Origin of the sequence: Streptomyces lunalinharesii, assembly GCF_039532155.1 — a bacterium.
GTDB classification, from domain to species: Bacteria; Actinomycetota; Actinomycetes; order Streptomycetales; family Streptomycetaceae; genus Streptomyces; species Streptomyces lunalinharesii.
Genome location: NZ_BAAARK010000022.1, coordinates 1 through 11567 on the forward strand (window position 1 = coordinate 1; position 11567 = coordinate 11567).

The 11567-nt window shown below is 75.8% G+C and carries 7 protein-coding genes and 1 pseudogene; 2 read left to right on the forward strand and 6 right to left on the reverse strand.

What is annotated here, in order from left to right; all coding sequences use genetic code 11:
- The 5 genes and pseudogenes from ABD385_RS27765 to pgfA all read right to left on the reverse strand — a co-directional run.
- Positions 1-760 (reverse strand): annotated as a pseudogene (locus tag ABD385_RS27765) (condensation protein); the annotation flags it as partial.
- Positions 757-5196 (reverse strand): alpha-(1->3)-arabinofuranosyltransferase domain-containing protein, encoded by a 4440-nt coding sequence (locus tag ABD385_RS27770; RefSeq protein ID WP_344581147.1) that lies wholly within the window; start codon positions 5194-5196, stop codon positions 757-759. The gene ABD385_RS27770 and the pseudogene ABD385_RS27765, both read right to left, overlap by 4 nt.
- On the reverse strand, positions 5193-5918 hold the full coding sequence (locus ABD385_RS27775; RefSeq protein WP_344581149.1) for a class I SAM-dependent methyltransferase: 726 nt from the start codon (positions 5916-5918) through the stop codon (positions 5193-5195). The genes ABD385_RS27770 and ABD385_RS27775 overlap by 4 nt, the downstream gene beginning before the upstream one ends.
- Before the next feature lie 7 nt (positions 5919-5925).
- Positions 5926-7164, reverse strand: a complete 1239-nt coding sequence (locus tag ABD385_RS27780) for a glycosyltransferase family 4 protein (protein ID WP_344581151.1) — start codon at positions 7162-7164, stop codon at positions 5926-5928.
- A gap of 333 nt (positions 7165-7497) precedes the next feature.
- Positions 7498-8550 (reverse strand): cell envelope lipid trafficking protein PgfA, encoded by a 1053-nt coding sequence (gene pgfA, locus ABD385_RS27785; protein ID WP_344581153.1) that lies wholly within the window; start codon positions 8548-8550, stop codon positions 7498-7500.
- Positions 8551-8881: 331 nt separating this feature from the next.
- On the opposite strand from pgfA, the gene ABD385_RS27790 reads away from it, so the two are divergent.
- Both ABD385_RS27790 and ABD385_RS27795 read left to right on the forward strand, forming a co-directional pair.
- Positions 8882-9028 carry a hypothetical protein gene (locus ABD385_RS27790; protein WP_344581157.1) on the forward strand — a complete coding sequence of 49 codons (147 nt, stop codon included), beginning with the start codon at positions 8882-8884 and terminating at the stop codon, positions 9026-9028.
- An 11-nt stretch (positions 9029-9039) separates the two neighbouring features.
- Positions 9040-10404 carry a PucR-like N-terminal domain-containing protein gene (locus ABD385_RS27795; RefSeq protein ID WP_344581158.1) on the forward strand — a complete coding sequence of 455 codons (1365 nt, stop codon included), beginning with the start codon at positions 9040-9042 and terminating at the stop codon, positions 10402-10404.
- Positions 10405-10449: 45 nt separating this feature from the next.
- Here ABD385_RS27795 and ABD385_RS27800 read toward each other — a convergent pair whose 3' ends face one another.
- On the reverse strand, positions 10450-11424 hold the full coding sequence (locus tag ABD385_RS27800) for a TetR/AcrR family transcriptional regulator (protein WP_344581160.1): 975 nt from the start codon (positions 11422-11424) through the stop codon (positions 10450-10452).
- Between the last annotated feature and the right edge of the window lie 143 nt (positions 11425-11567).

Genomic DNA, 11567 nt, shown 5'->3' on the forward strand with positions numbered 1-11567 from the left:
CCCTGGACCTCGAGCGCCGGGCGTCCGGTGTCGGACGGCAAGGGCGGCGTGGGGACGCGGTGGTGGCGGTGTGGTCGGGGGCCAGGCGGGCGGGGCGGGTGAGGAGCCCGGGGCGGTAGGGGGGCGGTGCGGCTAAGGGGGTTGATGGGTGGGGTGATGCGACTGCTGGGGGTGGAGGGACTGGTGGGAGTGGAGGGACTGATGGGGCTGGCGGGGTTGGCTGTGTGGCTCGTGGCGTTGGCGTTGTGGGGGCCGGGCCGGGCCGTGTTGCCTCGCGGTACAGGTCGGCGGTGGTGGCCAGGATGCGGAGGCCGGCGGGGGCGTCCAGGGCGGTGTGGTGGAGGGTGAGCAGGAGCACGGTGCCGGTGGGGGCGGCCGGTTGGTGGTCGTCGGTGGTGTGCGGGGGGTCGACGGCCTCCAGGCGGACGGGGGGTGCGGCGTCCAGGGGAGGGCAGTCGGTGAGCGCACGGGTCCGGGCCCGGGCGAGGGCGTCGGGGCCGGGCGGCGGGAAGGCGACCGGGTCCCCGTCCGGTGCGGGCGCGAGCTGCCAGCTGTAGTGGCGGTGCCACCAGCGGGTCGGTGACTGGCGCACGAGGACCCGCGGATGGCGGGCGAGGGCCTGGTGGAACGCGGTGCGCAGGCCCTCGTGGTCGAGTTGGCCGGGGAGGTGCACCTCTATGTGGACGGTCTCCGGGGTGTCGTCCTGGAGGCAGTGTCGGGAGATCTCGTCCACGAGGGGGAAGGGGAGCCGGGCGGTCATCGGGGGGTGTCCTCCCGACCGGTGGACGGAGCACCGGCATCATCCGTGGGCCGTGGTGGCGTGCTGGTGGCTGACGGCGCCGTAGTGCCCGGCGGCGCGGCGTCGGTTCCCGCTTCGGTCCCGGTTCCTGGTCCGGCGATGGTCCCGGTTCCTGGTCCGGCGACGGCCCCGGGTCCCGTTCCGGCGACGGCTCCGGCCCCTGGGGCGGTGGGCGCGGTGCCGGCCTCTTCGCCGGTGTCGGTGATCCCGGGGGCGGCCGTCGGCAGGGTGATGACGGCCGCGGCGAGGGCGAGGAGGGCCAGGGCCTGGGCGAGGGGGCTGAAGGCGCCCTGGCGCTCGGCGACCGGGTGGCCGGCGCCGAGGGCGGCCGTGATGCCGGCGGCGAGCATCGCCGCGCCGGCCAGTGGCGCCAGCACCCGTGGCCGGAGCCGCGCCAGCAGGGCCAGGGGCAGGACGACCAGTGCGTACGGGCCGGCCGCCAGGGCCAGTACCGCGGTCAGGGCGAGCGCGCCCACGACCCAGGACGGGGCGGGTGGTTGCTGCGGTGCGGGGGGTGGGGTGCGGGGGGTGCGGCGGAGCAGGGCGGCGGCGAGGAGCAGGACGAGGCCCAGGACGCCGCCGACGAGGCCCAGGTGGTAGGCGGTGGCCGGGCCGTAGGTGAGTTCGACGGTGCCGCCGGCGCCGGCGGGGACGAGGAACGCCTGTTGCCAGCCGTCGATGCGGAGCGGGGTGAGTTCCCGGCCGTCGAGGGTGGCGTGCCAGCCGTCGTTGGCGTTCTCGTGGAGTTGGAGGTAGGCGGCCGGGCCGGCGCCCAGGGCGACGGTGCGGTGGTCGCCGGTGAAGTCCTCGGCGGTGGCGGTCCGGGCCGGGGCGGGCGCGGAGCGCACGGGGGTGCCCGCCGACCGGCTGTCGCCCGGGGCGCGGGTGGCGGTGGTCGTCGTTCCTCGGCTGAGCGTGACGTCCGTGAGGGCCAACGGGCCCTGGTCACCGGCCTCCACGCGGTGTTGACCGGCGCGCATCGGCAGCTGCCCGTGGGTGACGGCGGGGCCGCAGGGGCGGACGGTGAGGGGGCGGCGGTCGGTGAGGTCGCGGACGGTGCCGCTGGCCTCGGTCGCGTAGAGGATGCCGTCGACGGCCAGTGCGGGCCCCTGGCCGCAGGGGAGGGAGAACCGTTCGCCGGGCGCCGGTCGGGGGGTGCGGTAGGCGTCGAGGGCGGGGACGTACACCTCGCTGAGGCCGACCGGGAGTTGGAGGGCTTGGCCCGCGACGGGGTTGCTGAGGGTGAGTTCCTTGACCTTGCTGATGGTGATGTCGAGGCGGTCGGTGGTGATCGGGTCGAAGCGGGCCAGGCCGTTGTCGTCGACGCCGGCGGTGGCCGCTCCGTAGGGGGAGTTGAGTTGGATCTGCTCGGGGCGGGTGGAGATGCCGCCGGCCGCGGCGAGCACGATCTGGTCGATCTTCTTCTTGCCGGGCCAGCGCAGGTGGATGGTGGGTTTGGCGCCGGCGATCCAGGCCGTCGTCAGGTCGCCGTCGACGAGGTTGCGGGGGCTGAGGGACTGGCCGAAGCCGAAGCTGGTGGAGTCGGCGGTGGCGGTGATGCGGTCCTTCTGCTCGGGGGCGACCTTGTCGAGGAGCCGGTCGAGGGCGGGTCCGGGGACGGCGAGCGCGGTGCCGGTGACGGCGTACGGGGCGGTGCGGGCGGTGGAGAACTGGCGGTGCAGGCCGACCTCGGCGGAGACCGGGGAGAGGCCCCCGGGGTCGCTGCCCCGGTGGAGGGAGATGACCTGGGAGGGGGCGTCGGAGTGCGTCGCGTCGGTGGGGAGTTGGAGCATCCGGGTCACCTGGACGCCGGGGATGGCGATGTCGGTGAAGCCGGCGCCGGAGAGGCCGGCACGTGGGGACTGCGAGCCGGTGAGGGTGAGTTGGAGCCAGGTCGCCTTGCCGGCCGGGGCCTTGACCTGTTGGCGGGAGCCGTCGGGGCGCAGCGTGCTGTCGGCGCTGCCGCGGTCGGTCTGGATGCGGACGGCCGTGGGGGCGGCGCGCAGCCCGTCGCCGGGCAGGGGGGTGACGAAGAGGTGGTCGGGGAGGGTGGTGGGCGTGGTGAAGGCGATGCGGATCCACTGGCCGACGGGGTTGCCGGCGCTGCCCTCCGCCCAGGCGGTGTCGGGGTTGCCGTCGAAGGCGTTGACGGGGTCGTACTGCGGTAGGTGGAAGAGCCAGTTGCCGCTGGAGGACGCGGTGACCGAGGCGGCGCCGCGCAGGACGGCGGTGGTCTGGTGGTCGGTGCCGGTGGTCGGCAGGATCTGCCGGGGTGGTCGGCCGGGGTCCTGGAGGCTGCCGGGGAGGTTTCGCTCGTCGGCGGTGTAGGTGTACGAGGTGTTGCTGTTGACCAGGCCGAAGCGGGTGTCGGCGCGGCGCAGCCCGTCGGCGGTGAGTTGCAGCGGCGGGGTGCCGACGCCGGGGTGGGGGTCGCCGGCGAGGACGGTGGCGCGGTCGCGCAGCGCGGGGTCGGCGGAGAGTTGCAGGAGGGCTTCGGGGCCGCCGCTGAGCCGGGCGGTGTCCGCGGCGGCGGGGGCGGTGACGGGGCCGGGTTCCGGGACGCCCTGCGGCCGGTAGACCTCGACGGCGCGTTGGCGCGGGTAGAGGCCCTGGACCTGGACGGGGGCTTCGGCGGGTATCCGGCCGCCGGTGGTGAGCGGTCCGAAGGCGGCGACCTTGCGGTAGCCGGACGCCTCCAGGGTGCGCCGCACGGTCTGCGGGGGGACGTAGCCGATCTGGTCGGGGTCGAGGTCGTTGCGGACGACGACGTCGTGGATGCCGGCCCGGTGCAGGTAGTCGCGCAGGCCGGGGACGTCGGCGCCGGTGAGCAGGGCCTGTTCGACGGCGTCCAGGGCGCGGCGCGAGCCGGGTGTCCCGAACGGCACGAAGTCGCGCTGCGCCCACGGGGACCGGGCGAGCACGTCGAGGGGGTCGTCGATGGGGGAGCCCCAGGTGAACAGGCCGTGGGCGGTGGCGGGGACGACCAGGGAGCGGCTGCCGTGGGTGTGGTCCCCCAGCCAGTCGGCGGTCTGCTGCCAGTAGGTGGGGAGTTGGCGGAAGGCGCCGGGCTGGAGGACGGTGCCGCCCAGGTAGGGCAGGGCGAGGGCGGGCAGGACGAGGAGCGCGGTGAGGGCGGCGGGGAGCCGGCGGGTGGGCAGGCGGGTGCCGCGGCGTCCGGTGCCCGCCCAGCGGGCGGTGCCCAGGAGGTGGCTGAGGCCGAGGGCGAGCGCCAGGCCGAGGCCGGGGGTGAACTTGTAGATGTTGCGGAACGGGCGCAGCCAGCCGTTCAGCCAGTCCTGCCAGGGGCCGTGCAGTGGTCCGCCGAGGGCGCCGCCGTAGCCGGCCAGGGTGATCAGTGCGACGGTCAGCACGGTCAGCAGCAGCCAGCGGCGTTCGGGCAGGTCGCGGCGGGCCAGGCCGGCCAGGCCGAGGGCGGCGGCGAGGGCCGAGCCGGCGACCGCGACGGCGTTGCCGGTCATGGTCCAGCCGGCGGGCAGCCAGGGTTCGCCGAAGTTGAGGTAGCCGACCCAGTTGCCGGCGCCGCGCAGCAGTTCGGTGGCGGACATGGTGCCGGTGGTGGTGTCGGCCTGTTCGATGAACGGCATGAAGTTCTCGCCGTGCAGGCCCAGGAGGAGCAGCGGCACCACCCACCAGGCGGTGGCCAGTACGACGCCCGGCAGCCACCGGGCGAGCAGGGCGCGGCGGCGCGGCCCGGCCCGGGAGAGCAGGTACAGCAGCGCGGGCAGCAGGGACGCCAGGGTGGAGGCGGCGTTGACGCCGCCCATGCAGGCCACCAGCAGCGCCGAGCGGGCCGCCGCCGTGCGGGCGCCGAGCCGGTGGTCGGTGAGCGGCAGCAGCACCCAGGGCAGCAGGGCGCCCGGCAGTGCGGCGGCGGACGTGGAGCCGATGACGATGGTGAACGCGGGCCACAGGGCGTAGCAGGCGGCGCCCAGGAGCCGGGTGGGCGGGGTGCCGGCGCACAACCGTTCGGCGAGCCGCAGCGCGCCCCAGAAGGCGGTGGTGACGATCAGCGACATCCACAGGCGTTCGGCGAGCCAGACCGGCAGGTGGACGAGGTGCGCGGCGCCGTAGTACGGGAGGGAGGGGAAGGCGTAGCCGACGTACTGGTCGGCGAGGCCGCCGAACCCGGCCCGGTCGTGCCACAGATGACCGAGGTCGGCGAGGAACCGCCACGGGTCGGTGGCCACGCCCAGCTTCGTCTCGAACGTCATCTTCCCCGGCGAGGGGGCCAGGAACGCGACCAGGACGGTGGCCCAGAACGCCAGCAGCCAGCGCCTGCGGCGGGGGGCGTCGGGCGGTGGGGCGGGGGCGGTGTCCCGGGGGCCGCCGGAGTCGGGCGCTCCGGGGGACGGGGACGTCTTCAGCGTCTGGGTCATGGCAACCGCCGGAGGATGAGGAGGAGGTTCCAGGTGGCGATCTCGCGGACGCCGGGGAGTCGGGGGATGGTCTCGGCGAGGAACGGGGCGTAGCGGGAGCGGGCGGTGACGATCGCGACGTCGTCCCGGGCGCGGACCTGCCGCAGGGTGCGCCCGACGTGCACGGCGAAGAGGTTCTCGCCGAGGGTGTGCTTGGCCGGGTGGCCGGTGCGCCGGTGGTAGCGGCGGCGGGCCCGTGCGGCGCCCGCGTAGTGCCAGGGCGCCGTCTCGTGGCCGCCCCAGGGGGAGAGCCAGTTGGTGAACGCCACGTAGACCAGGCCGCCGGGGCGGGTGACCCGCACCAGTTCGCTGAGGAACGTCTGCGGGTCGGCCACGTGCTCCAGGACGTTGGAGGAGAAGCAGACGTCGGCGGTGCCGTCGGCGAGCGGCAGCAGGTAGCCGTCGGCGCGCACCGCGCCGTCGGGGGCCCGGCCGCGGGCGGTGAGTTCGGCGCTGTCGGGTTCGAAGAGGTAGCCGTGGGCGCCGCGGCGGCGGAACTCCTCGGTGAAGTGGCCGCTGCCGCCGCCGACGTCGGCGACCACCGCGCCGTGCAGCGGGGCGTACCGTTCGACCTGGTCGGCGGCGTCCTCGGCGAGCAGCCGGTAGCAGTGGTCGGGGTCGGTCGGTTCGTTCAGGAAGGCCCGGAAGAGGGCGAGGGACCTGCGCAGCGAGGGGTCGCGCACGGGGCGGTCACCGCCCGGGGGGCGGCTGGAGGTACGCCTCCGTGGCCACCGCCCGGAAGCTGCGGACGGTCCGGCTCCATCTGAAGCGGGCGGCGCGGTCGGCGGCGGCGGCGCCCAGGGCGTGCCGCCGCCGGGCGCTCAGGCCCAGGGTGCACCAGTGTGCGGCGAAGGCGCTCTCGCCGCGGGCCAGCAGCCCGGTGGTGCCGTCCTGGACGGAGTCCCGCAGGCCGGGGATGTCGAAGCCGACGGTGGGGGTGCGGCGCGCGGCGGCCTCCATCGCCACCAGGCCCCAGCCCTCGACGAGCGAGGGGTGCAGCAACAGCCAGGCGGAGCACAGCAGTTGGTGTTTGCGCTGTTCGGAGATCCGGCCGGTGAAGGTGACGTCGGGGCCGGCCAGCGCGGTCAGCCGGGCGCGTTCCGGTCCGTCGCCGACGATCACCAGCCGGCCGCCGGTGACCGGCCGGACCCGCTCCCACAGTCGTAGCAGCAGGTCGATCCGCTTGTACTCGACGAGCCGGCCCATGGCCAGGAACAGCGGTTCGGGGGCTTCGGGGACGAGCGGGCCGGGCTCCTCCACGCCGTTGTGGACGAGCCGGATCCGGTCGGGTGCGACGCCGAGGTCCTCCAGGGCGGCGGCGGTCGAGTCGGAGACCGCGACCATCAGGTTGCCGCGGTGGGTGCCGGCCAGTGCCCAGTGCTCCAGGCGGCGGCCGAGCCGGGCGGCGGGGGCCGGGTAGCGCATCCGCCACAAGTCGGTGTGGACGTGGTTGACCAGGCACAGCGTCGGGCCGCGGTGCCACAGCGGCGCGAGGTAGGGCAGGCCGTTGCAGACTTCGACCAGCAGGTCGCAGCCGCCGGCCGTGCGCGTCAGCTGCCGGGGGACGCGCAGGAAGTGGCCGGCGTCTCCGCCGGCGGAGACGACGCGGTAGTCGCGCGTCGACGCCGGCCCGCCGCACAGCAGGGTCACCTGGTGGCCGTGGTCGGTGAGGCCGCCGGCGATCCGGTCCACCAGCAACTCGGAGCCGCCGGCGGCGGGGTTGCCCAGGTCGCGGCGGGCCAGGAACACGATCCGGTGGGGGAGCGGGGCGGTGCCCGCGGCCGGTTCCGGGGGAGCGGGCGGAACGGTCGGAGCGGCCGGAGCGGCGGCTGGCGGACGGAGCGCCGGCGGCGGGACGGGTGTTGCGGGTGGGGCGGGCGCGGGGAACGCGGTGGGCAGGGGTGGGGAAGGGGGGACGCGCTGCGGCATGAGCGATCCAACTCGTCTCAGGGTGCGGTACCTGTGGTGGGGGACGTACTGCGTGCTGAGTCGTGCGGGTCGTGCGGGGCGTGCTGAGTCGCGTGGGGCGTACGGGTCGTACGGGGCGAGCGGGAGGTGCCGGTCGTACGGGTCCTGCCGGTCGTACGGGGCGAGCGGGTGGTGCGGGGTCAGCGGGCCGTGTGGGGACGGCCCGGTGTGGGGCGTGTTCCGGTTGGGAGGCACAGTGTTCGCGGCCGGGCGGGGCCGCGGCTACTCACCGGGGTGACAAAAACCGCTCCGGTCCCGCCGGACTTCTCGTCACGCCGCTGAGAATCGGCCACGTCACCGGCCGATTCCCCGCCACCTCAAGCGGCCGCCCCGTCGCCCGTCCCGCCGGCCGCCCCGGGCCACCAGTAGACCGCCGGCCACCGCCAGCACCCCACCGGCCGCGCCGGCGGTCACCGGCAGGGTCCGCCCGACCAGGACCAGCCGCGCGCCGTCGGCCCGTGCCAGGTCGACCTGGGCCCGACGGGTGGCGGGGGTGAACGCGAGGCCCCGGGCCCGCAGCAGGACGACCGCGTCGCGCCGTGCGCCGGGGGCCCGCAGCGTCGTGACCGGCGAGATCGACGCGTCGACGATCCGGCCGGTGCGCTCCTCGACGACCAGACTGATCCCGGTGTTGGCGTACCACTGCTCCGCCTGGATCTGGCCCTGCCCGGGCCGGCCGACCAGCCGCCCGGGCACCTGCCGGGTGCCGGTCCGGGTCGCCGGCACGGTCCCGGCGAAGCGGTAGCCGGTGATCCCCGACAACTGCACGGTGCCGGCGAAGCGGAGCGGCACGGCCGCGCCGAGGGTGTCGTCCCACCAGCGGTAGGTCTTCTTCTGCACCGCGAAGGGGAACTTGAGGTACGCGTCCCCGTCGAAGCGGGTGGGGCGCTCCCCGCAGCAGTGCACCGGGGCGTTGCTGCGCCGGTCGGTGACCCAGCGGCCGGTGGTCCACTCGAACGCCCGGCGCGGGTCCGCCAGGGGCAGCGTGCGCGGGGTGTCGACCGTCGTGGACACGTCCCAGACGGCCCGCCCGCTGCGCTCGCTCGCCGCGACGTCGCCCAGCACGTGCCGGGTGACGGTGATCCGCTGGCGGTCCCGGGTGGCCAGCGCCCCGGTGTCGAAGTAGCTGCCGGTGCCGGTGAAGACCGTGGTGACGTCGACGTCGACGGGGGTGACCGCGGCCCGCGGCGTCACGTACCAGGCCAGCAGCGGGGCCAGCACCAGCAGGAACACGCCCGCACCCAGGAGGGCCAGGGCGAGCGGCGGGGCGGTGCGGGCGGTGGGAGCGGTGCGGGCGGCGGCCGTGGGGACCACCGGGGGACGGTCGGGAAGCCTGGATCGACGCATACGAGCACTCCTGGAAGCGGTGAGGGGAACACGCCCTGGTGCACGTGCGGCGCCGCGACGCGGCGTCATGGGCCGGGAACGTAAGGGAACCCTTGACAGCGCGTCAATGCCCTTCCACACTCGGCAGGCACCGTGACCAAAGCGGCGCCGCGCGGTGGGAACGCGGCACCGCCGCCGGTCTCCCGAGCCGCCCGACCGTCGCGGGCCGCCCAGCCGCAGGGCCGTTCGACCCGTGGCCGCGGGCCCGTCGACGCGCTCCTCGTGCCGCTCTTCTGGTACCGGCCCGCGCCGTCCTCCCGGTACCCGCTGCCGACGAAGGGATCGCCGCGCCATGCACCGCACGCTCGCCGCCGCGCTGACCGCGCTGGCCGCCGCCGCCCTGGCCGTCGGCGCCGCGCTGGCCCTCGTCGCCGTCCTGGAAACCACCCCCGAGCAGCCGAACGTGCCCCTGGTGACCTTCGGCCGGCCCGGCGCGTAGGGGCCGCCGCCGTGGTGACCGCGGTCCGTTCGGCGTGGCGGGAGGTGCCGTCCGCCCAGGTGTGCCGGTTCGCCGCCCTGGCGCTCCAGGAGGTCCCCGCGCTGGCGCAGGAGATCTTCCGGGAGATCCGCCGCGCGTACCCGCAACTGCCGCTGGTCCCCGACGAGTCGGGGGAGCCGCGGGCCCTGGTGGGCATCCGCCAGTCCCTGGAGCACTTCGTCGGCCACCTCACCGCCGGCCCGGAGCGCCCGCACGTCCACCCGCGGGTCTTTCAGGAGTTCGGCCGCGGCGAGGGCATCCAGGGCCGCAGCCTCGACGTCCTCCAGGCGATCTACCGGCTGGGGGTGCGCCTGGCCTGGCGCCGGCTGGCGGAGATCGGCCAGCAGGTCGCCATCCCGGCGCCCGCGATGTACGAACTGGCCGAGTCCGGCTTCGAGTACCTCGACGGACTGGTCGCCGAATCCGTCCGAGGCTACGCGGAGGCCGCCGCCCGCCAGGCCGGCGAACGTCTGCGGATGCAGCGCCGGCTGATGGACCAACTCTTCGCCACACCAGTCCCGATGGCCGACGAGGGGCGACCCCGCCACCGGGACGCCACCTTGCACGGCCCCCCGGAACCCGGCGGTCCGCCCCCGCCGGAGCGGACGGTGGCGCCGGACCGGGCGCCTGACCACGACGACGTGCCCGCCCGGGGCGCGGCGCCCGCCGCGGACCGCGGGGATCCGCGTCCGCTGCTCGCCGAACGCGCCCGCCTGATCGGCTGGCCGCTGCCCGAACGGGTCGCGGTGGCCGTGCTGTTGCGCCCGGACCGGGGGGCGGTGGCGCCGGCGGTGGCCGACGGGATCCTGCTGGACATGGAGTGCGAACGGCCCCGGCTGGTGGTGCCGGAGCCGGAGGCCCCGGGCCGCCGCGAACTGCTGGCCCGCGCAGCGGCCGGCTGGTCGGGCGCCATCGGCCCGGCCGTGCCGCTGCTGGACGCCGGCAAGTCGCTGCGGTGGGCGACCTCCGCGGTCGACCTGATGGAGCGCGGACTGCTGCCCGCGGGCGAGCTGTTGCAGTGCACCGAGCACACCGAGGCGCTGGTGTTGTTACCGCCGGGCGAGCTGATCGAGGACCTCACCCGCCGCCGGCTCGCCCCCCTGGACGACTGCGGCCGCACGCACGGCCGGCGGCTCGCCGAGACCCTCCTCGCCTGGCTGGAGACCCGCGGCGGCGCCCCCGAGATCGCCTCCCGGCTCGGCGTCCACCCGCAGACCGTCCGCTACCGCCTCCGTCAGATCCGCGAGTTGTGGGGCGACGACGTCGACGACCCGGACCGCCGCTTCGAACTCGAACTGGTCCTCCGCGCCCAACGCCTGCGCGGGAAACTCGGGTAGCCGCCCGCCGACGCGCCGCATCAGCGCTCACCCCTCACGCCCCGCTCACCCCACCCGCCCCTCCACTAGCAGCCCCATCCCGTCCAGCAGCCGCGCCAGCCCGAAGTCGAAGAGCGTGTCCAGGGTCACCGCGTCCCCCTCGGCGCCCTCGATCCCCGCGTACATGGGATACCTGCCGGACTCCAGGATGTGCTCGTACGCCGGTTCCATGGCGGCCATCCACTGGCCCCGGTCCATCCCGGTGTGCTGCTCGGCCTCCAGGTCGTCCTCGAAGCCGGCGGCGGTGGCGCGCACGTGGTTCAGCAGCGTCACCGCCATGTACAGCAACGTCACCGGGTCCATCCCGGTGACCTCCGCCATGGTCCACTCGATGACCGCCATCGCCCGCGGCATCGGCTGCGGCCGACTGATCGACAGGTACTGGGCGAGCCAGGGGTGGCGCCGGTAGAGCGCCCACTGCAGGCGCGCGCCCGCCTCCATCCGGGCCCGCCAGCCGACCGGCGCCGGCTCCGGCAGCCGGACCTCGGCGAACGCGGCGTCCGCCATCAGCAGCACCAGCGCGTCCTTGCTGGCGACATGGCGGTAGAGCGCCATCGAGGAGACCCCGAACTCGGCCGCCACCCGCCGCATCGACAGCGCCCGCAGCCCCTCCGCGTCGGCGATCACGATCCCGGCCCGGACGATCCGCGCGCGGCTCAGCCCGCCGTCGCCCTCCCCCGCCCGCCGCTCCGCCCGCGCGCCCTTGGGCGGCCCTCCCGCCCCGCGTGCCGGGGCGTCACCCGCGCCGGCCGGCCCGCCCGGTTCGGCGACCACCGTCCCCACGCCCGGCACGACCCGGACCACGCCCTCCTGGCGCAGCGCGGTCAGGGCCTTGGTGGCGGTCGCCATCGCCACGCCCCACTCCCGGGTGATCCGCCGGGTCGACGGCACCCGGTCGCCCGGGAGGAGCTCACCGGCGTCGACGCGCGCCCGGATCGCCTCGACGATCCGTCGGTAGGGCGGTGCTTCGGGCTCCTGCACGCAACGTCCTCCGTACTAGTGCACTCAAGGGGATCTCCCCGCGATCTGCGCGGTGTTGAGCGTAGCAGCGCCCCCGTCGGCGCCACCGTCGCGCGCCAGGTGCACTAGTGTGATGCACTCCCAATCCCCTTTTGCCGCAAGGT

Coding starts and splice junctions, on each gene's coding strand:
- ABD385_RS27770 (WP_344581147.1), bottom strand. CDS start 5,196: ATGACCCAGACGCTGAAGACGTCCCCGTCCCCCGGAGCGCCCGACTCC.
- ABD385_RS27780 (WP_344581151.1), bottom strand. CDS start 7,164: ATGCCGCAGCGCGTCCCCCCTTCCCCACCCCTGCCCACCGCGTTCCCC.
- pgfA (WP_344581153.1), bottom strand. CDS start 8,550: ATGCGTCGATCCAGGCTTCCCGACCGTCCCCCGGTGGTCCCCACGGCC.
- ABD385_RS27790 (WP_344581157.1), top strand. CDS start 8,882: ATGCACCGCACGCTCGCCGCCGCGCTGACCGCGCTGGCCGCCGCCGCC.